General features: G+C 73.6%; 17 protein-coding genes. 9 read left to right on the top strand and 8 right to left on the bottom strand.

Features of this window, described 5'->3' with window-relative positions:
* Positions 1-9: 9 nt before the first annotated feature.
* Genes galE through KGD83_RS27180 form a run of 3 tightly spaced genes read right to left on the bottom strand, consistent with a single transcriptional unit; the run spans position 10 to position 2,845 of the window.
* On the bottom strand, positions 10-972 hold the full coding sequence (gene galE / locus KGD83_RS27190) for a UDP-glucose 4-epimerase GalE (RefSeq protein WP_212641756.1): 963 nt from the start codon (positions 970-972) through the stop codon (positions 10-12).
* Positions 969-2,051, bottom strand: coding sequence for a galactose-1-phosphate uridylyltransferase (gene galT, locus KGD83_RS27185; protein WP_212641755.1), 1,083 nt, complete (start codon positions 2,049-2,051; stop codon positions 969-971). Before galT ends, galE begins: the two co-directional genes overlap by 4 nt.
* Positions 2,048-2,845 carry a DeoR/GlpR family DNA-binding transcription regulator gene (locus tag KGD83_RS27180; RefSeq protein ID WP_212641754.1) on the bottom strand — a complete coding sequence of 266 codons (798 nt, stop codon included), beginning with the start codon at positions 2,843-2,845 and terminating at the stop codon, positions 2,048-2,050. The genes galT and KGD83_RS27180 overlap by 4 nt, the downstream gene beginning before the upstream one ends.
* A gap of 388 nt (positions 2,846-3,233) precedes the next feature.
* On the opposite strand from KGD83_RS27180, the gene KGD83_RS27175 reads away from it, so the two are divergent.
* Positions 3,234-4,277 carry a ferric reductase-like transmembrane domain-containing protein gene (locus tag KGD83_RS27175; RefSeq protein ID WP_212641753.1) on the top strand — a complete coding sequence of 348 codons (1,044 nt, stop codon included), beginning with the start codon at positions 3,234-3,236 and terminating at the stop codon, positions 4,275-4,277.
* A gap of 123 nt (positions 4,278-4,400) precedes the next feature.
* On the opposite strand, the gene KGD83_RS27170 is transcribed toward KGD83_RS27175, so the two are convergent.
* Complete coding sequence (locus KGD83_RS27170; protein WP_212641752.1) at positions 4,401-4,592, bottom strand: CsbD family protein; 192 nt, start codon at positions 4,590-4,592, stop codon at positions 4,401-4,403.
* Positions 4,593-4,820: 228 nt separating this feature from the next.
* Positions 4,821-5,621, bottom strand: a complete 801-nt coding sequence (thiD, locus tag KGD83_RS27165; RefSeq protein ID WP_212641751.1) for a bifunctional hydroxymethylpyrimidine kinase/phosphomethylpyrimidine kinase — start codon at positions 5,619-5,621, stop codon at positions 4,821-4,823.
* Positions 5,622-5,877: 256 nt separating this feature from the next.
* Between thiD and KGD83_RS27160 the strand changes: the two genes are divergently transcribed.
* Positions 5,878-6,498 (top strand): TetR/AcrR family transcriptional regulator, encoded by a 621-nt coding sequence (locus KGD83_RS27160; protein ID WP_212641750.1) that lies wholly within the window; start codon positions 5,878-5,880, stop codon positions 6,496-6,498.
* A 32-nt stretch (positions 6,499-6,530) separates the two neighbouring features.
* Complete coding sequence (locus KGD83_RS27155; protein WP_212641749.1) at positions 6,531-7,736, top strand: DUF418 domain-containing protein; 1,206 nt, start codon at positions 6,531-6,533, stop codon at positions 7,734-7,736.
* 91 nt (positions 7,737-7,827) lie between these two features.
* Here the strand turns inward: KGD83_RS27155 and KGD83_RS27150 are convergent, their stop codons facing one another.
* Entirely contained in the window at positions 7,828-8,478 is a 651-nt protein-coding gene (locus tag KGD83_RS27150) for a pyridoxamine 5'-phosphate oxidase family protein (protein WP_212641748.1), read from the bottom strand.
* A gap of 168 nt (positions 8,479-8,646) precedes the next feature.
* Positions 8,647-9,240: a globin domain-containing protein gene (locus KGD83_RS27145; protein WP_212641747.1), complete on the bottom strand. Its 594-nt coding sequence runs from the start codon at positions 9,238-9,240 to the stop codon at positions 8,647-8,649.
* A gap of 706 nt (positions 9,241-9,946) precedes the next feature.
* On the opposite strand from KGD83_RS27145, the gene KGD83_RS29055 reads away from it, so the two are divergent.
* The 6 genes from KGD83_RS29055 (at position 9,947) to KGD83_RS27120 (ending at position 15,767) form a co-directional block, all read left to right on the top strand.
* Positions 9,947-10,387: an ATP-binding cassette domain-containing protein gene (locus KGD83_RS29055; protein WP_275956938.1), complete on the top strand. Its 441-nt coding sequence runs from the start codon at positions 9,947-9,949 to the stop codon at positions 10,385-10,387.
* Positions 10,276-10,908 carry an ATP-binding cassette domain-containing protein gene (locus tag KGD83_RS29050; RefSeq protein ID WP_275956937.1) on the top strand — a complete coding sequence of 211 codons (633 nt, stop codon included), beginning with the start codon at positions 10,276-10,278 and terminating at the stop codon, positions 10,906-10,908. Before KGD83_RS29055 ends, KGD83_RS29050 begins: the two co-directional genes overlap by 112 nt.
* Before the next feature lie 114 nt (positions 10,909-11,022).
* Complete coding sequence (locus KGD83_RS27135; protein ID WP_212641746.1) at positions 11,023-13,335, top strand: polyprenyl synthetase family protein; 2,313 nt, start codon at positions 11,023-11,025, stop codon at positions 13,333-13,335.
* Between the two features lie 36 nt (positions 13,336-13,371).
* Entirely contained in the window at positions 13,372-14,040 is a 669-nt protein-coding gene (locus KGD83_RS27130) for an ATP-binding cassette domain-containing protein (RefSeq protein ID WP_212641745.1), read from the top strand.
* On the top strand, positions 14,040-14,849 hold the full coding sequence (locus KGD83_RS27125; RefSeq protein WP_212641744.1) for an ABC transporter permease: 810 nt from the start codon (positions 14,040-14,042) through the stop codon (positions 14,847-14,849). The genes KGD83_RS27130 and KGD83_RS27125 overlap by 1 nt, the downstream gene beginning before the upstream one ends.
* 420 nt (positions 14,850-15,269) lie before the next feature.
* Positions 15,270-15,767 carry a phage antirepressor KilAC domain-containing protein gene (locus KGD83_RS27120; RefSeq protein WP_212641743.1) on the top strand — a complete coding sequence of 166 codons (498 nt, stop codon included), beginning with the start codon at positions 15,270-15,272 and terminating at the stop codon, positions 15,765-15,767.
* 222 nt (positions 15,768-15,989) lie between these two features.
* Here KGD83_RS27120 and yicI read toward each other — a convergent pair whose 3' ends face one another.
* Complete coding sequence (gene yicI, locus KGD83_RS27115) at positions 15,990-18,323, bottom strand: alpha-xylosidase (RefSeq protein WP_212641742.1); 2,334 nt, start codon at positions 18,321-18,323, stop codon at positions 15,990-15,992.
* Between the last annotated feature and the right edge of the window lie 48 nt (positions 18,324-18,371).

Here is an 18,371-nt window from a genome sequence, read left to right as displayed (position 1 = left end):
CGATGGGGGTCAGGCCGTGCCGCGCCGCGCCAGGACGAACTCCCAGGCGTCGGCGACGGTCTCGTCCAGCGTGCGCCCCGGCGTCCAGCCCAGCTCATCGCGGGCCCGGTCGTTGGCCGCGACCAGGACGGCCGGGTCGCCCGCCCGGCGCGGGCCGTCCGCCACGGGCACCGGGCGGCCGGTCACCCGCCGGACCGCCTCGATCACCTCGCGCACGCTGTGCCCGCCGCCGGTGCCCAGGTTGTGGACGCGGAAGACGCCCGGGCGCACGCTCTCCAGGGCGCGCAGGTGCGCGTCGGCCAGGTCGGCGACGTGCAGGTAGTCGCGCACCGCCGTCCCGTCCCGGGTCGGGTAGTCGGTGCCGAACACGCTGGCGTGCCCGTCCCCCTCGGCGGCCACCCGCAGCAGGTTCGGCACCAGGTGCGTCTCGGTCTCGTGCCGCTCCCCGAAGCCCAGGTGCGCCCCGGCCACGTTGAAGTAGCGCAGGCTCACGGCGCCGACACCGTGCGCCGCGGCCCACGACTCCAGCATGTGGTCGACGGCGAGCTTGCTCGCGCCGTAGGGGCTGGTGGGCACCGCCGGATCGGTCTCGCGGATCGGCGCGTCGCCCGCGGGGTCGCCGTAGACGGCGGCGCTGGAGGAGAACACCACGCGCCCCACGCCGTGGCGCCGCACGGCCTCCAGCAGCGCCAGCGTCCCCGACACGTTGGTGCGCCAGTACTTGCCCGGGTCCGCCACCGACTCGCCCACCAGGGACTTGGCGGCGAAGTGCAGCACGGCGTCCACGGACGGGTCCAGCACGTCGGCGGCCTCGCGCACGTCGGCCACCACCAGACGTGCCCCCGCGGGGACGGCGTCCGCGTGCCCGGTGGACAGGTCGTCCAGTACGGTCACCGCGTGGCCCGCCCGCAGCAGCAGGGCGGTCACCACGCTTCCGACGTACCCGGCGCCCCCGGTGACGAGCAGTTTCACGGCGCGACCTCCCTCAGCCGCTCGGCGACGGTCTCGGGCGCGACGTCGCTGATGAACGCGCCCATCCCGGACTCGGTTCCGGCCAGGTACTTGAGCTTGCCCGGCGCGCGCCGCACCGAGAACAGCTCCAGGTGCAGGTGGGCCAGGTCGCGCCGGTCGCGCACGGGCGCCTGGTGCCAGGCGGAGATGTAGGGCAGGGGCGCGTCGTAGAGCGCGTCGAAGCGGCGCAGCACGTCCAGATAGAGGCGGCCGAAGTCCTCGCGCTCCTCCTCCGACAGCGCGGGCAGGTCGGGCACCTGCCGGTGCGGGTACAGGTGCACCTCCACGGGCCAGCGGGCCGCGGCCGGGACGAAGGCCGTCCAGTGCTCGGTCCCGGCCACCACCCGGATTCCGGCCTCCTGCTCGGCGCGCAGCACGTCGGCGAACAGCGAGCCGCCGGTGCGCCCCCGGTACTCCTCGGCGGAGTCGAGCATCCGCCGGGTGCGCGGGGTGACGAAGGGGAACGCGTAGATCTGCCCGTGCGGGTGGTGCAGGGTCACCCCGATCTCGGGCCCCCGGTTCTCGAAGCAGTACACCTGTTCCACGCCCGGCAGCGCCGACAGCGCCTCGGTCCGGTCGATCCAGGCGGCCATGACCGTGCGGGCCCGCTCGGGGCCCAGGTCGGCGAAGGACGCGTCGTGGTCGGAGCCGAAAACGAGGACCTCGCAGCGGCCCGCGGCCACGCGCCGGGACGGCTCCAGCTCCCCGACCCCCTCCAGTACGCGGCCGTCGTCGCGCACCAACGAGGGGAAGCGGTTCTCGAAGGCGACCACGTCGTATGAGGCGGCCGGGACCTCGGTCAGGCGCCCTTCCTCGGAGGGGCACAGCGGGCAGTCGTGGCTGGACGGCAGGTGGGTGCGGCCCTGCCGGTGGGAGGCCACCACCACCCACTCCCGCAGCAGCGGGTCGAAGCGCATCTCCGCGCCGGCCGCGGACGGGGGCAGCTCGCGCCGGTCGGGCGCGGGTTCGCGGGCGGTGTCGCCCTCGTCGAAGTAGACGATCTCGCGGCCGTCGGCCAGCCGGGCCGAGGTCCTCCTCATCCGTCCTCCCTCTTCCTCGGTCGCACGTCGGCGACCACCAGGCGGCCCACGTGCTCGGTCAGCGCGGCCCGGACGGCCGGGTCGGTTCCGGAGTCGGTGACCAGCACGTCGCAGCGGTCCAGCGGAGCGATGGTGCTGATCCCGACCGTGCCCCACTTGCTGTGGTCGGCGGCGACCACGAGTGAGGCGGCGGCCTCCACCAGGGCGCGGTTGGTCTCGGACTCCATGAGGTTGGGCGTGGTGAACCCGGCGCGCTCCTGCATGCCGTGCACGCCCAGGACGAGGACGTCCAGGTTGAGGCCGCGCACGGAGGCGAGCGCGAGCGGGCCCACGAGCGCGTCGGAGGGCGTGCGGAAGCCGCCGGTGAGGGCCACGGTCTGGTCGGGCCGCGCGGCCCGGTGGAACACCTCGGCCACGCGCAGCGAGTTGGTCACGACCGTCAGGCCCGGTGTGTCGGCCAGGTACTCGGCGACGGTGGCGGTCGTGGTGCCCGCGGACAGGCCCACGGCGCTGTGCGGCTCGACCAACTCGGCCACGGCCCGCGCGATGGCGTGCTTCTCGTCCTCCTGGCGGGTGGACTTGGCCTCGAAGCCGGGCTCCTCGGTGCGCGCGCCCTCCGGCGCGACGGCCCCGCCGTGCACCTTGCGCACCTCGCCCCGGCTCTCCAGGGCGTCGAGGTCGCGGCGCACGGTCATGTCCGACACCGAGAGGCTCTCGACCAGGTCGGCCACCCGCACCGCACCGCTGCGCCGCACCTGTTCGAGGATCAGCTCCTGCCGTTGCGCAGCCAGCATCCGCCCCCCAGGCATGATTGAAAATGTGGGAATCTGTTGAATCCAGTGTTCCAGGTTCCCCTCTGGTGTCAATGGTATCCGGCTTTCCGCCGGAAAACTGTTGGAAAACGTTGGTACTTGTTGGCAGCGGCACAGACCCGGTCGGGTCCGAGGCGCCGCGCCCTGCCGCGCGGCGGCGGTCTGGACCTGCGCCGCCGCGACCGCCGCCGGGGCTCGACCGGGCGCAGGCAGGCGGCCCGAGCGCGGGCGGTGCGGTGAGGAGGCCTCGCGGCCGGTTCCGCCCGGGGCGGGGAAGCCGCGTCCCGGGCAGGGAGACCGCGGAGGAGGGGTGGCCGCGGCCCCGGGGGGCTGCTGCGATGGAACCCCAGCCACGAAAGGGGTTCCGCCCATGGCAGAGCCGACCGGACCCGCCGCCTCCCCCGCCCGGGGAGCCCCCCGCCTCGACCGCAGGTCCCTGCGCGCCGACCTGCGCCGTCTGGTGCCCGACACCGCCGCAGCCCTCGCCGTCACCTCCGCCCTCTTCGTGCTCCTCTACTCCCGCATCGATGCGGGCACCTCGCAGACCCTCGTGGTCATGCCCTTCCTCGCCGACGCCGGCGAGTACTGGCTGTACTGGCTGTGCCAGGCCTTCGGCTGGTCCGGGCTGCTGTGGGCCTGGATCACCGTCATGCTGGGCCTGCTGCGCTCGACCGCCCCCCTGCCGGGGGCGCCGGTCTCCCACGCCCGGATCGAACGCTGGCACCGCGTCACGAGCCTGACCACCATCGGGCTCGTGTTCGCGCACGCCCTCGCGTTCTTCCTCGAACTCGTCCGGGACAACGAGTACGGACTGGGCTGGGGCGGGCGCCTGTCCTCCGCGTTCGTGGACACCTTCGTGCCCGGCGGCTACTCCTCCGGGACGGGGCAGGTCGCCATCCTCATCGGCCTCATCGCCCTCTACCTGGCGATCCCGCTCGGCCTCGCCTACTACGTGCGCTCCTGGACCGGGACGCGCGTGTGGCGGGCCCTGCACCGGTTCGTCATCGTCGTCTACGCGCTCAGCGTGTGGCACACCCTGCTCTACGGAACGAACGTGTGGTTCGACGGCTGGTTCCGCACAGCGGTGTGGGCGCTCCAGCTCCCCGTGGCCCTCCTGCTGCTGGCCCGGCTCCTGGCGCCGCTGCGCGCGGACGAGCGCCCCACCCGGGACGACCTCGCGGGAGGGCGCGGGCTCGGGGGGCTCGCCCGCGCGGGTGCGCGCCTGGGCGTCGCGGCCGCCGTCGTCGTCCTGCTCGCCGTGACCGTCACCGGTCGCGACGGTGGCAGGACGCCGGGGGCCGGGAGCGGGGAGGTGCTGGTGACCCAGGGCATGGTCTGGGGCGGGCTCGCCCTCCTGCTCACGGTGATCGGCGCGGTCGTCCTCGCGCTGCGCGGGCGCCCCGCGCGGGAGTGACGAGAACGCACGCGCGGGCGGGGGGAGCGTGACGGCGCGTTCGCGCGCCATGGGGGCGGACGGGCGCGCACGCGGGCGGGGAGGCACCCACCGGTGCCTCCCCGCCCGGGATCGCGTGGACCCCTACCTCCCGGGCTTGTCGTCCCGGGTCAGGGCGTCCTTGACCTTCTCGCCCGCCTGCTTGAACTTCGAGGTGTTCTTCTCGGCCTTGCCCTCGGCCTGCCACTGCTGGTTGTCCGTGGCCTCGCCGAGCTTCTCCTTGGCCTTGCCCTTCAACTCGTCGGCCTTGTTCCTGGCCTGGTCGCCCGCGGACATACGCGCCTCCCGATCGGTTCTCGCTCCTCTGGGCAGAACTGACCGCCGGACGGGGGTGCGAACCGTGCTCACGGTAAAAAATCCGGCAAAGACGACAGGAGAGGGGTGCCGTCTGGGTTCTGTTCCTGAACCGGCCGTAGGCGCCGAAGGTTCCTATTCCCCGGACGCCCGAACACGAGAAGGACCGCGCGCAGCGTCCGTGCTAAGCGGAGGTCCAAAGAACACCGTCTAGGCTCCTGGGGCGACCGTGGCCACGGAGTCGAACGGGGCGTGCGTTCCCACCCGGTCGCTGATGCCCCGGCGCACCATCTCCTTGGCCACGTCGGCGGCCGGCCCCACGTCGCCGCCCTTGGCCAGCTCGGCGGTGATCGCGGCGGCGAAGGTGCAGCCCGCGCCGCTCACCCTGGCGTTCCCGATCTTGGGAGCGCTCAGGACGGTCGTCTCCTCGCCGTCGAAGTACACGTCCACCGCGTCCGGGCCCGGCAGCTCCACGCCGCCCTTGACGATGACGTGCCGCGGCCCCAGCTCGTGGATGCGGTGGGCGGCCTCTACCAGGTCGTCCACCGTCTCCAGCGCCTCCATCCCCGCGAGGGTGCGCGCCTCGAAGAGGTTGGGCGTGATGACGGTGGCCAGAGGCAGGATCCGCGCGGTGAGCGCCTTGTCGGTGTCCAGGGCCGCGCCCGGCTCCTGGCCCTTGCAGATCAGCACGGGATCCAGGACCACGTGCCGCCACGGCTGGCGCCGGAGCCCCTCGGCGACCACGTCGATGGTGTCCGGGGTCCCCAGCATCCCGATCTTGACCACGTCCAGGTCGTGGCAGGAGGTGGCCGCCTCGATCTGGTCGGCGATGACCTCGGGGGCCACGGGGACGAAGCGGTGGCCCCAGCCGTTCTCCGGGTCGAAGGACACGATGCAGGTGATCGTCCCCATGCCGTAGACGCCCAGCTCCTGGAAGGCCTTGAGGTCGGCCTGGATACCGGCGCCTCCTGTGGCCTCCGACCCTGCGATCACGTACGCGCGGTTGGTCATCGGGGAACCCCCTCGTCTCGGTGTGCTGTTGCGGAGTCCGCGGCCCCCACCTGCCCGCGAACCCCCGAACAATTGCACCACAGCGGACAGGCCGGACGTTCCCCCAGGTCGCGGCGCTCCGTCCACGACGCCCCGCCCGCGGACCGCCGCCGGGGGAGCGGGGGCGCCGAAGAGCGGCGGGGCCGGTCGCCGCCGCGCCCGCCCGAGTCCTCCCCGGGACCTGGACGGTAGAAAAATATTACCGTATTATTTTTTCATGGCACGGACAGCGGACCACGAGGAGCGCAGGCGGCAGGTCGCCCGCGCGCTCCTGAGCACGGTGGGGGAGCGGGGACTGGCGCGGACCACCCTCGCCGACGTCGCCGACCGGGCGGGCGTCTCGGTCGGCCTGGTGCAGCGCTACTTCCGCACCAAGTCGCAGCTGCTGCGCTTCGGCGTGGAGTACCTCTACGGGCAGGGCGCCGACCGGCTGACGGCGGTGCACACCGACGGTCCGCCTGTCGCCTCGGCCCGCGACTGGATCTCCCGCGCGGCGCGGACCCTGCTGCCGCTCGACGACGAACGCCGCGCCGAGCTGACCGTGTGGCTGGAGTTCCTGCCGACCACGATGACCGACCCGGAGATGTCGCGGCTGCACAAGGACACCACCGCCGACCTGGTGGGCGTGTTCACGCAGGCGATGGACGAGGCGGTGCGCCGGGGAGAGCTCGCGCCCGGCACGGACACGGCGGCCGAGGCCGCAAGACTCGTCGCCCTCGTGGACGGCCTGACCGTGCACCACCTCGTCACCGGCGGCGACGCCTTCTCCGAGAACGCGGTCCGCGCCGCGCTCACCGCCCACCTGGACCGGCTCCTCCCCGTCCCCGAGAGCCCGTGAACACGTACGAGCCAGAGCCCGAGGGGGCCGGTATGACCAGTACGACACCGCAGGGCACGGCCCCGGCCCGCCCGGCCGCCCGGCTGCCCCTGCTCGACGTCCTGCGCGGCGTCGCCATCATGGGCACCCTGGGTACCAACGTGTGGCTGTTCGCCGCACCCGGCGCCGAGGCGGGCATCATCTTCTTCCCGGACGCGATCGGCCCGATGGCGGCCTTCCGCGAGGACCCGTCGGCGGCGACCCTGGCGCAGGGCCTGTTCGCCTTCGCCGCCAACGGCAAGTTCCTGGCCCTGCTCACCCTGCTCTTCGGCGTGGGCCTGGCCATCCAGTTCCGCTCCGCGGCCGGACGCGGCGGGCGCTGGCCCGGCCCCTACAAGTGGCGCGCGCTGTTCCTGTTCGCCGAGGGGCTCGTGCACTTCACGCTGGTCTTCGCCGCGGACGTGCTCATGGGCTACGCGGCGGCCTCGATCGCGGTGGCCTGGCTGCTCACCCGGTCGGAACGGGCGCAGAACGCCGTGATGTGGACGTGCGCCGCCCTCCACCTCGCCTTCGTCGGCCTGGTCACGGCCGCGCTCCTGTCCGAACCGGATCCGCGGGGCGCCGGGGTCCCGCCCGAGGCCGTGGAGCTGTACGCCGAGGGCGGCTACCTGGAGCAGGTCGCCTTCCGGCTCGACAACGCGCTGCTGTTCCGGGCCGAACCGGTCATCACCTTCGCCCTGATGGTGTTCATGTTCCTGCTGGGCGTGCGTCTCTTCCGCGCCGGGGCCTTCGGCGGCGACGACACCGGCCGCCGGATCCGGGGCCGCCTGCTCGTCTGGGGCCTGGGGATCGGGCTGCCGGTCAACCTGGCCACGTCCCTGGCCGGACCCGACCTGTTCATGCTGGACCGCTACGCCGCCGCGCCCGTCGTGGCGCTCGGCCTGGTCGGCGCGGTCGGCTGGGTCGTGGACCGGGCGAACCCCTCCGGACGGGGGATCACCGCCGTGTCCTCCTTGGGGCGGATGGCGATGAGCGGCTACGTCGCGCAGAACGTCGTCTGCGTGCTGGTCTGCTACGGCTTCGGCCTGGGGCTGGCCGCCCGCCTGGCCGACACCGGCCCGTGGTGGGTGATGGGCCTGTGGGCGTCGGTGTGCGCCCTGCTCATGACCGTGTCGGTGCTCTGGCTGCGCCGCTTCCGGGCGGGGCCGCTGGAGGCGTTGCAGAAGGCCGTGCTGGCGCGGGTGCCCGAACGCCGCTGAGCACCCCGCAGCGGGACCCCGCACGCCGTGTCCGCCGGGGGCGGACGCCCCGGTGCCGGAAGCGCCGGGCGGCGCGCGGGGGCCGAGCAGGTCAGATCTGGTAGACGGGGGGCTGGGGAGTGTCCCACCGCGTGGGGGTGTCCTTGGACCCGAAGAAGTCGCCGCCCTTGCGCAGGGTGTCGTCGGTGCCCCAGGCCTCGTCGCGGCCGACCTTGCGCAGGTGCGGGATGTGCTTGCGGCAGTGGATGTAGGCCTCCTCCACGTGCACCACCGTCCACAGCACCGCCTTCTGCCCCGGTACCTCGGGCTCGGGCAGACCGCGGACGTGGCGCCGCAGCTCCACGTCCTCCAACAGGGACGCCCGGCCGTTGACGTGCAGTCCGATGCGGTCGTGCGTGAAGTCCAGGAACATCAGGCCCACGTGCGGGTTCTCCAGGATGTTGCCCGCGCTGGCGAAGACGCCGTTGCCCCGGAACTCGGGGTAGGTCAGGGTGTGCTCGTCGATCACGTGGACGAAGCCGGGCGGTCCCGCGCGGAAGCTGGAGTCGCACTCGCCGCGCCGGTCGGAGGTGGCGATGAACATCATCTCCTGCCGGGCGACGAACTCGCGCATGAGCGGGTTCAGGTGGTCGAGCATCTGGTCTCGGTAGAAGCGTTCGGCGCGTTCGCTCGTGCCGTTCAGCGCCTGGACGCGGTGCTCACCCTCGCTGCCGGGAACGTGCCGTGGGGAGGTCTCGCGCATCACTGCCTCTCGATGGGGCTGGTGGGGCTGGTGTGAATAGTCAGGGACGCAGGGGCCGCTGCTGTCGGGGAGGAAGGGGTGTTGGGAAGGTGAGTGCGGACGCGTCGCCCGCCGCGCCGGGGCGTCACCCGGAGCCTTCGGGGTCCGGCCACCGCGCCGCGGCGCGGGTCAGCGTGTCGGGGCGTCGGCCCGCCGGTAGGAGGAGGACGCCTCGGCGGAGGGCCCTGGCTGGGGCGACGCGGGCGGCGCCGGGCGCTCCCCGGCCGGGGACGCGGCGGTCCCGCCGTGCCCGGCCGTCCGGGATCCACCCGACCCGCCCTCGGCCTCGCGTGCTCCCGCGAGCATGTTGGCGGTGATCCACTCGTAGACCACGACCCAGGCCGAGCTCATGGAGGAGGACCAGGTGGGCGAGACCTCGCTGACCGCGCGCACCAGGGCGCGGCCCACGAAGGGGTAGTGCTCGGGCTTGATGTCCATGTCCCGTTTGTGCTGGGCGCCCAGCCGCCTCAGGTACCCGGCGACCTCCTCGGGCTCGTCGAGGTAGCGGACGACCTCCAGCAGGGCGAAGGCCATGCGCTCCTTCTGCGTCTGCATGTTCGCGGGGAACATGTCGCGGACGGCGGGCGCCATCTCGAACAGGTTCTGGTAGAAGCGGTCGGCCAGACGGGTGGAACCGGGCGGTAACGCCGAGCACGACTGCCGTACCGCCTCGATGACGGCGGGGGCGGGGAGCGGTACCTCTTCGATGGAGCGGGGAGACAAGGAAGCCTCCAATCGGGTCGCGGAAAGGGCTGTGCCACGGAGGCGCACGTGCCTCCGTGGTGACGGAGCGTAGTCAGGCCGGGGTTGCGGACACGCGTTCCCCACCGGTTCGCCGACCGGGGGACGCGAGCGGGCTCCGTGCGCGCGGAGCCGGACGGCGGGACGCGCGGGTGAGGGCCTCAGCTCACCGCTGGCCCGGCTGAGTCCCGGGGGAACGGGTGGGCCGACCCGGCGGCCGGTCCCGCCCTTCGGGTCCTCCCAGCCTCCGGCGCTCCTGACGGGGCCGTGTGCGCGGGCTGGGACGAAGGGAACGGGCCTAGCGCTCCTTCGGCAGTAGCGGGGGTGTCGGGAACCCTCATCGCTGCCTCGTCTTCTTCCGGATTCAGCGCTCATCCGAGGTTCGGATGGCACCAAATGCCACGTGAGGGGTGAGCGACGATCGTTTCAATGCTCGCTACCCCCTTTACTGTGCCTGTTGTGGCAATGTAACAGAAATGTCGACGTTTGAGGATATTACCCTCTGGTAGTGCATGAGGCCACAGTGCTACCTCAGTTCTCTGGGATAACTTTCGTCCTTCGTGTGACAGACGGCCTCCGTGCACCGTCCGGAGGGAGCGCATCAACCGATCGGTTGACTCCGCGATCCGCCGATCCCGTGGCCGGGCGGGCGATCCGCGGCGCACCCGCCGCGGGCGATGCTCGGGACATGCCGATCATCGACGTCGGGAACCTGCACAAGCGCTACGGGGACAAGGTCGTCGTCGACGACGTGTCCTTCTCCGTCGAGGGGGGCGAGATCTTCGCGATCCTCGGCTCCAACGGGGCCGGGAAGACCACCACCGTCGGTGCGTCGCGGGGACGCGGCCCACCGGCGCGGGGGGCGATCACCGTGCTCGTCCGGGACCCGGGGCGGGAACGGGACGGGGGCCGCCAGCGCCTCGGTATCCAGCTCCAGGAAGCACGGCTGCCCGACCGGCTCAGGGTCGGGGAGGCCCTCGACCCCTACGCCTCCTTCTGCCGATCCCCGGCCAGCTCATGGAGCGTCTGGGCATCGCCGACAAGCGCGGCACCCAGTACCGCAGGCCGTCCGGGTGGCAGAAGCAGAGGGTGTCCATCGCCCCGGCCCTCGTGGGCCGGCCCTCGGTGACCGTCCTCGACGAGCTGACCACGGGACTGGACCCCCAGGCGCGCAGGGACACCTGGGAGCTCATCGAGGACGTGCGCGACTCCGGGGCCGCGGTCGTGCACGTCACCCACTTCATGGACGAGGCCGAGCGGCCCCGCGACCGGCTCGCGCTGATCGACTCGGGCCGCGTCGCCGCCCTGGACACGCCGGACGGGCTCGTCACGCGGGCGAGCCCGGAACAGCGGGTGACCTTCCGGGCGCCCCCCGAGTTCGGCGTGCGACTGCTCACCGCGCGGCCCGAGGTGGTCTCCGCGCACCGCAGGGGACGCCAGGTCCGGGCGGCGGGGCGGGGCGACCTGCTCCACGCAGTGACCTCCGTCCTGGCGCCGACGGCGGTCCGGCACCTGACGGGGCGGGTCCGCAGACCCGCGGGCCGGAGCCTGAGCGACCGTGGGCTGCAGGTGCTGGGTCTCGTGGCGGACGGCGCGTCCAACCGGGCCGCGGCGGCCGCCGAGGCCTACCGCCGCGGCCTCCTCGGGTAGTCCCGGCCCCCGGACCGCTCCCGCCTCCGGTTACCCCGTTGGGTGATTGGTCAGATACTCTCCGTTTGCGCCCGGGGTGGTGGCCCCGGGCCGTACGAGCGGGAAGTGGGCGCGATGGACGCGTGGGGACATGGCGGGGACCCGGGGGCACGGGACGGTTCCGAGGGGCGGCGGGGAGGGGGAACGGCGCGTCCCGGTGCCGAGCCGGACGCGCCGGACCCGAGGGGCGGGCCCGAACGGCTGCGGTTCGCGTTCCGTCTGGTCGACGGCGCGGACGAGTACGGCCTGGTGTTCTCCTTCGCCCGCCTCGGCGGGGCGGCGGCCGGGGTTCCGGAAGCCCACCAGGCGGTCTGGTACGCGGCCGACCGGCGCGCACGCGCGCACGGCGGCGAGTCGTGGATGGACCAGGGGTGCGTCGACGCGGTCCGCGTCCTCGTCGGCGCCGACCGGGTCACCGACCCGCGGATGCGCCGGGCGCTTCTCGACGCCCTCTCCCAGGGGCGCCTGCCGGAACCCGACCGCCTGCTCCCGCGCGCGGCGCTGTGGCGGGAGGAGCCCCTGGACCTGGACGCCGGGGGCGTGGCGTGTGTGCGCGGGGACGGGAGCGGCGGTTTCCTCGTCGAGGCGCGGGGGGAGGAGTCCGGTTTCCGGCTGCGGCTGTCCCCGGCCGGGGACAGCGCGTCCGAGGACGGCGGCCATCCGCGCGACCACGCAGTCACGTCCCGCGCCCGCACCGCCCACGGCTCCACGGCCCCCGATCGGGGGTCCCGGGACCCGGAGGCCGTGAGCCTGGAGGCCACGGGCGTCCTTCGCCTGCGGGACCGCTCCGTGCGGGTCACGGGCCGGGGCTGGCACGAGCGCGCGTCCGGCGGGGGCCTCCTCCCGGCGCGGGACGGCCGCGACGCCTCCCGGTCCCGTGCCCGCGTCCGCCTGGACAACGGGTGGGAGCTGACCGTCCACCGCACCGGCGGGGCCGACACCCCCGACGAAACCCCGACCGCGTGCGGGGCGACGGCCGTGCTGTCCTCCCCGGACGGGGAACGCGTCGAGGCGCCCGCGACCCTGCGCGGCCTGCTCCCCTGGACGTCCCTGGCCACACTCAACACCTATCCCACGGCCTGTGACGTGGAGGTCCCGCTGCTGGACCTGCGGCTCCGGGCCACGGCGTGGTTCCCGCGCCAGGAGGCGGCCTCGGTCACCGACCCCTCCGGCAGGCTGGAGGCCCACGCCGACGCCGAGGGCACGATGGGCGGCCGCCCGGTCCGCGGCCACGGACTGTGGGAGGTCTTCCCCGACACCCGGATCGAGGACTTCGAGCGCCACGTCACCCGCGTCCGCGCGATCACCCGCCAGGAGATCGACAGCCTCTACCCGGCGGAGCCGGACGCGCGCTCCCTGGCGGAGCTGGCCGGGACCGAGCACCGTCCCGAACGGCTCGACGGCGCGGTACTGGAGGACCTGCACGCGTCGCTCGTGAGCCCGGTCCGGCACGCCACCGCGGGCCTGGGCAGGAGCTGGCGCTCCTACGTCTCGATGGCGGCCATCGAGCTGTTCGGCGTCGACAGCGAGCCCTACCGGCCCCTGGTGGCCGCCGCCGAGCTCCTGCACACCGGCTGCCTCATGATCGACGACGTCGAGGACCGCTCACCGCTGCGGCGGGGCCGACCGGCCGCCCACGTCGTCTTCGGCGACGCGGTCGTCGTCAACGCCGGGACGGCGGCCTACTTCGCGCTGGACCGCGTCCTGAACCGGGTCCTGCCCGACGACGCCGCCCTGAGGCTGCGCGTCTACCAGATCTACCTCCGGGCTCTGCGGGCCGGACACGGCGGCCAGGCGATCGACATCGCGGGCCACCGGGCCGCGATGGACGAGGCCGTGGAGACGGGCGACGCCGAGGCGCTCCTGCGGCGCGTGCGCTCGGGCCACTGGCTCAAGACCGCGGCGCCCGTGCGGGGGCTGGCCGAGATCGGCGCGCTCGTCGCCGGCGCCCAAGAGGAGCAGTTCCGTGCGCTGGGCGAGTACTTCGACGCCGTGGGACTGGCCTACCAGATCTCCGACGACGTCATGGACCTGCGCGGCCTCACCGCGCCCGCCGAGGGCGGCGGGCGCTCGGCGACCAAGCACACCGCCGAGGACCTGCGCGCGGGCAAGGTCACGATGCCGCTGGCCCACGCCGTGGCCCTGCTCCCGCCCCGCCGGACGCGCGAGCTCTGGTACTCGGTGCGCGACGGAGACGCCGACGAGGCGACCGTGGCCGCCGCAGCGGCGTCCCTGGAGGAGTGCGGCGCTGTCGCCGCCTGCACCGGGGAGGCCCAGGGCCTGGTCGAGCGGACGTGGAAGCCCCTGCGGGACCTGGTGCCCTGCACGTGGACCTCCGTCATGATGGGCGCCCTCGGCGCCTACGCCGCCCGCCGGGAACGCGAGTAGCGGCCCCCGACCCCCTCCACACGAGTGAGCAGACCGATGACACACGCACCCGCCCCCACGCCCGCGCTGCGGGTCCGCGGCGTCCACAAGTCCTACGGCCGCCACCACGTGCTGCGCGGCGCCGAACTCGAACTCCCCGGGGCCTGCCTGGCCGGACTGGTCGGGGAGAACGGCTCCGGCAAGTCCACCCTGCTGCGCGTCCTCTCCGGCGTCCTCGCGCCCGACCGCGGCACCGTGGACCACCCCGGCAGCCTGGGCTACTGCCCCCAGCACACGGTGCTCAACCCGGCCTTCACCGTCGCCCAGCACCTGCGCCTCTTCCAGGTCGCGCACGACCTGCCCGACCTGTCCCGCGCCCGCGAACTCCTCGACGTCCTCGGGTTCGCCGAGTACCTCGACCACCGGGTCTGCACCCTCAGCGGCGGCACCCGGCAGAAGCTCAACCTCACCCTCGCGCTGATGCACGACCCGCACCTGCTGCTCCTGGACGAGCCCTACCAGGGGTTCGACTGGGACACCTACGAGCGGTTCTGGCGGCTGGCGGCCGACCTGCGCGACCGGGGGCGCTCCGTGCTGGTGGTCTCCCACATCGCCTTCGACACGGTGCGCTTCGACCGCCTGTGGCGGCTGGAGGGCGGACGCCTGGTGGAGGCGGCGTCCTCGCCGGTCCCCCCGGCTTCCGCGGCGGCGACTGGGGGCCGGTGATGCGCCGCGCCTGGGCCCGTTACGCCACCGCCACCCGCATGGCCCTGCTGGAGCACCTGCGCAACCGGCTGGCGCTGGCCCTGGTAGTGCTCTTCATCCCCACCTGGATCACCCTGGTCTACCTGGTGATCGCCGAGGCCGACGTGCGGTTCCTGCTGCGCGCCACCGGCGAGACCGTCACCGTGCACGGCAACCACGTCAGCAAGATCTCCGGGGCCGTCAACGCCGTCACGCTGATCGTCGGGTTCATGATGTTCATCGTCACCTACCGCTCCTTCGGGTTCGACCAGCGGCTGGCGATGGCCGGGTACCCGCGCCTGCACCTGCTCGCGGCCAAGCTCACGGCGCTGGTCACGGCCTCGGCGCTGGTCTGCGCCTACGCGGTGGCGGTGATCTGCTGGTACTGGGTCCCCGAGCAGCCGTTCATGCTCTGGCTCTCCCTGCTGGGGTCCGCGCTGGCCTTCGGCGGGATCGGGGTGATGCTGGCGGCCCTGCTCCGGGGGGAGCTGGAGGGCATGTTCTGCATCGTCATGCTGTCCATCATCGACATGGGGTTGCAGAACCCGGTGTCCAACCCGTCCTCGGACAGCGACGTCGTGCGCTACCTGCCCGCCTACGGGACCATGCAGACCGGGGTGGCCGCGGGCTTCCAGGACACGGTGCCGCTCGCGTACCTGCTGCTGGGGCCCGCGTGGTTCCTGGCCACGGTGGCGGTGGCGGGGGCGGCCTTCCGCCTGCGCACCCGGGACCGCCGCCGCGCCTTCGGCCGCCCGGGTGCCCTCCGGTCGGGCCCGGTCAGCGCGGGCTGAGTGACGGCGCCGCGCCCGCCGGGCCCCGGGCGGCGGTGCGGCGCGGGACGGCCCCGGCGCGCCGCGCCGGGGCCGTCCCGCCCCGGAAAAGACGGGGAAAGGTTTTCGGCACCGCCGTGGAAGCGCCGGAGAATGGTTTTTCCGGCGGCTCCTGTTCCGTTCTTTTGGGTGGTCGGAAACGTTTTGCCGGGCCGTGCGCCGGTGACGCGCAAAGCCCGTGTGGGCGGGCGTTCCTGCCTGATCCGACGGGCTGCTCCAACCCTCTTCCCGCCAGGGTCGGCGGAGTGTTTTGCGGGAATACACCGAGGCGCGTTCGCGTTGGAATGCACAACAGGAGTGCGGGCCGGTGGTGAGGGTCCGCCGCAACGCCGCTCCGGTGCCCGAGGCAGCGGACGGGAGCGGAGGCCGTGGGGAGGAGCGGTGCAGCACATCGAACACATGCCGTACGACGAGGTCCTGGCCGACGCCGACCTCGGCGCGCTGACCCCGGAGGCGCTCGCCTCCCTCGACCGCTTCGGCCGGGAGGTCTCCGCGGCCGCGCGCCGGGCCCTGCGGGCGCACGCCGAGGCGGGGGAGACCGCGTCCGCCGCCCGAGCGTGGAACGTCCTGGCCTCGGCCGACGGGGACTACTCCGTACGCGAGGCGGCGCACGTCCTCAACCGGGATCCCGCCGTCTCCACCGGACAGCGCCGCCTGTTCTCCTTCATCCGCGACAGCGGGATGGTCTCCCCGGACGACGACGTGCCCAAGGCCCGCCACGAACGCCACCTGCGCCTGCGGCCCACGTCCTACGACCACCCCCGCACGGGCAGGCGCACGCCGGGGAGGCCGCAGCTGCGGGTCACCGCCGAGGGGCTGCGGTACCTGCACCGGAGGCTGGCCGGACACACCGCCCCGGCCCTGGACGAGGCGGCGTAGGGCCCGCGGGGGACGCGCCGCGGCCGGGAACCGTCGGCGGGGACGCCGAGCCGGAGGGCCCGTCATCCCCGCCGCGGAGGGGCGCCGGTCAGGGGCGGCCCACGACGCGGCGCGGCTCCTCCCCTATCCCGACACCGGCGTCCGGGACCGCCGCGGGGGTCCGGCCCCTGCGGCGCGCCCTACCCCGTACGCTCCCGGTCCCGGCCCGGAACCGGGCCCGTCTCAGGACAGGCGCAGGCCCACGCGGGCGGTACCCGCCGGGACCGACACCAGGGCGCCCTCGTCGGTCACGGTGACCTCCGCACCGGGACCGTCGGCCTCGGCCGCGCCCGCGCCGACCAGCAGCACCCGCCACCCGTGGGCCGGAGGGGCCTGGGCCTCCACGGCGACCCCGCCCTCCGAGCGCTCGGTCCGGAAGACCGCAGCGGCCGAGCCGTCGGCGGACGGCACGGCCGTGGTGGACGCCGGGGCCGCCTCCCCCGCCCCGTAGACGCGCAGGGTCAGCCCGTCCGTGTAGTCGTAGTCGGGCCGGTCGTCCACCGCGCCGACCGGCAGGACCGCGTTCGGCCGCACCAGCAGGGGCAGGGAGTCGAACCCGTGGACCTCGCGGCGCCAGGCCGGGCCCCGCACCGTCTCGCCCGTGAGCAGGTGGGTCCACGCGCCCTCGGGGACGTAGTACTCCACGGAGCCGTCCGCGCTCAGCACGGGGGCGACCAGCAGGTCCTCACCCAGCATGTACTGGGTGTCCAGGTGGTGGCAGGCCGGGTCGTCGGGGAACTCCAGCAGCATCGCGCGCATCACGGGCGTCCCCTCCCGGTGGGCCTGCACGGCCGCGCCGAACAGGTAGGGCATGAGCGTGCACTTGAGCCGGGTGAACACGCGGGCCACCTCGGTGGACTCCTCGTCGAAGTCCCACGGCACCCGGTAGGAGCGGCTGCCGTGCAGCCTGCTGTGCGAGGAGAGCAGGCCGAACGCGAGCCAGCGCTTGAACACCGCGGCGTCGGGTGTGCCCTCGAAGCCGCCGATGTCGTGGCTCCAGAAGCCGAACCCCGACAGCCCCAGGGACAGGCCGCCGCGCAGGCTCTCCGCCATCGCCTCGAACGTCGAGGCGCAGTCGCCGCCCCAGTGCACCGGGAAGCTCTGTCCGCCCGCCGTGGCCGAGCGCGCGAACAGGACGGCCTCGCCCTCACCGCGCTCGCGCGTCAGCAGGTCGAACACCGTCTCGTTGTACAGGTGCGTGTAGTAGTTGTGCATGGCCTGCGGGTCGGAGCCGTCCGACCACACCACGTCGGTCGGCACCCGCTCGCCGAAGTCGGTCTTGAAGCAGTCCACACCCATGTCGAGCAGGGCCTTGAGCTTCCCGGCGTACCACGCGCGGGCGTCGGCGGACGTGAAGTCCACCAGCGCCATCCCCGCCTGCCACATGTCCCACTGCCACACGGTCCCGTCCGGCCGCCGGACCAGGTGCCCCAGTCGGGAGCCCTCCTCGAACAGCGCCGACCGCTGGGCGATGTAGGGGTTGATCCACACGCAGGTCCGCAGTCCGCGCCCCTTGAGCCGGGAGAGCATGCCCACGGGATCGGGGAACAGCTCCGGGTCCCACTCGAAGTCGCACCAGTGGAACTCGCGCATCCAGAAGCAGTCGAAGTGGAACACGCTGAGCGGCACGCCCCGCTCCGCCATGCCGTCGATGAAGCGGTTGACCGTGTCCTCGTCGTAGGAGGTGGTGAACGACGTCGACAGCCACAGCCCGAACGACCACCGCGGCGGCAGCGCTGGGCGTCCGGTGAGCGCGGTGTAGCGGGCCAGGATCTCCTTGGGGCTCTCCCCGTGGATCACGTAGTAGGTCAGGGCGTGGTCCTCCACGCTGAACTGCACGCGGCCCACCGACTCCGAGCCGACCTCGAACGACACCGGTCCCGAGTGCGCCACGAACACCCCGTAGCCCCGGTTGGTCAGGTAGAACGGCACGTTCTTGTAGGCCTGCTCGCTGCTCGTGCCGCCGTCGGCCTGCCAGATGTCCACGGTCTGGCCGTTGCGCGTGAACGGCGTGAACCGCTCGCCCATGCCGTACACCAGCTCGCGTATGCCCAGCGACAGCTGACCGAGCATGTGGTGGGAGCCGTCCGCGTCCTCCATGAAGGCGGTGCCCTTGGCGTCGGAGCCGGTCAGCACGGTGCCGCCCGCGCGGAACTCCATCCGCCAGGGGCCCTCGGTGGCCACCCGCAGCGACAGGTCCCCGCTGGTCAGCTCCACCGAGGAACCGTCCCGCTGCACGGAGGGCGCGGCGCCGGGGTCGCTGCGCACGTCGAACTCCGGCGCGCGCCGGACCGAACCCGCCAGGTGCGTGCTCCGCACACCGATCACACCGGGCGCGGGCGACCAGCAGTCCACCGTGATCAGCGGTGTGTTGAGGGTGTCCCCCCGGTGCCCGATCGGGCGCACCGGGGCGTAGAGGGTGAACCGGTCGTCGAGCACCCGCACGTCGCGGGCCTCGCGCGCGCGGTTGGCGCGCACGCCCTCCCTCATCTGCCAGAAACCGTCGGTGAACTTCATGGGCGTCCCTTCCCTGTCGTCGTGGTCTCGGTTCGCCGGTGGCGCGGG

The organism is Nocardiopsis akebiae, assembly GCF_018316795.1.
Lineage (GTDB): Bacteria > Actinomycetota > Actinomycetes > Streptosporangiales > Streptosporangiaceae > Nocardiopsis > Nocardiopsis dassonvillei.
This window is presented reverse-complemented; position numbering and strand designations above follow the sequence as displayed.

Bases quoted from the DNA above. Each gene is read 5' to 3' on its own strand.
- KGD83_RS29050 (WP_275956937.1), top strand. From the start codon at position 10,276: ATGGAGCGTCTGGGCATCGCCGACAAGCGCGGCACCCAGTACCGCAGG.
- KGD83_RS27170 (WP_212641752.1), bottom strand. From the start codon at position 4,592: ATGTCCGCGGGCGACCAGGCCAGGAACAAGGCCGACGAGTTGAAGGGC.
- KGD83_RS27180 (WP_212641754.1), bottom strand. From the start codon at position 2,845: ATGCTGGCTGCGCAACGGCAGGAGCTGATCCTCGAACAGGTGCGGCGC.
- galT (WP_212641755.1), bottom strand. From the start codon at position 2,051: ATGAGGAGGACCTCGGCCCGGCTGGCCGACGGCCGCGAGATCGTCTAC.
- yicI (WP_212641742.1), bottom strand. From the start codon at position 18,323: ATGAAGTTCACCGACGGTTTCTGGCAGATGAGGGAGGGCGTGCGCGCC.
- KGD83_RS27160 (WP_212641750.1), top strand. From the start codon at position 5,878: ATGGCACGGACAGCGGACCACGAGGAGCGCAGGCGGCAGGTCGCCCGC.
- KGD83_RS27155 (WP_212641749.1), top strand. From the start codon at position 6,531: ATGACCAGTACGACACCGCAGGGCACGGCCCCGGCCCGCCCGGCCGCC.
- KGD83_RS27130 (WP_212641745.1), top strand. From the start codon at position 13,372: ATGACACACGCACCCGCCCCCACGCCCGCGCTGCGGGTCCGCGGCGTC.
- KGD83_RS27135 (WP_212641746.1), top strand. From the start codon at position 11,023: ATGGACGCGTGGGGACATGGCGGGGACCCGGGGGCACGGGACGGTTCC.
- KGD83_RS27175 (WP_212641753.1), top strand. From the start codon at position 3,234: ATGGCAGAGCCGACCGGACCCGCCGCCTCCCCCGCCCGGGGAGCCCCC.
- KGD83_RS27125 (WP_212641744.1), top strand. From the start codon at position 14,040: ATGCGCCGCGCCTGGGCCCGTTACGCCACCGCCACCCGCATGGCCCTG.
- thiD (WP_212641751.1), bottom strand. From the start codon at position 5,621: ATGACCAACCGCGCGTACGTGATCGCAGGGTCGGAGGCCACAGGAGGC.
- KGD83_RS27150 (WP_212641748.1), bottom strand. From the start codon at position 8,478: ATGCGCGAGACCTCCCCACGGCACGTTCCCGGCAGCGAGGGTGAGCAC.
- KGD83_RS29055 (WP_275956938.1), top strand. From the start codon at position 9,947: ATGCCGATCATCGACGTCGGGAACCTGCACAAGCGCTACGGGGACAAG.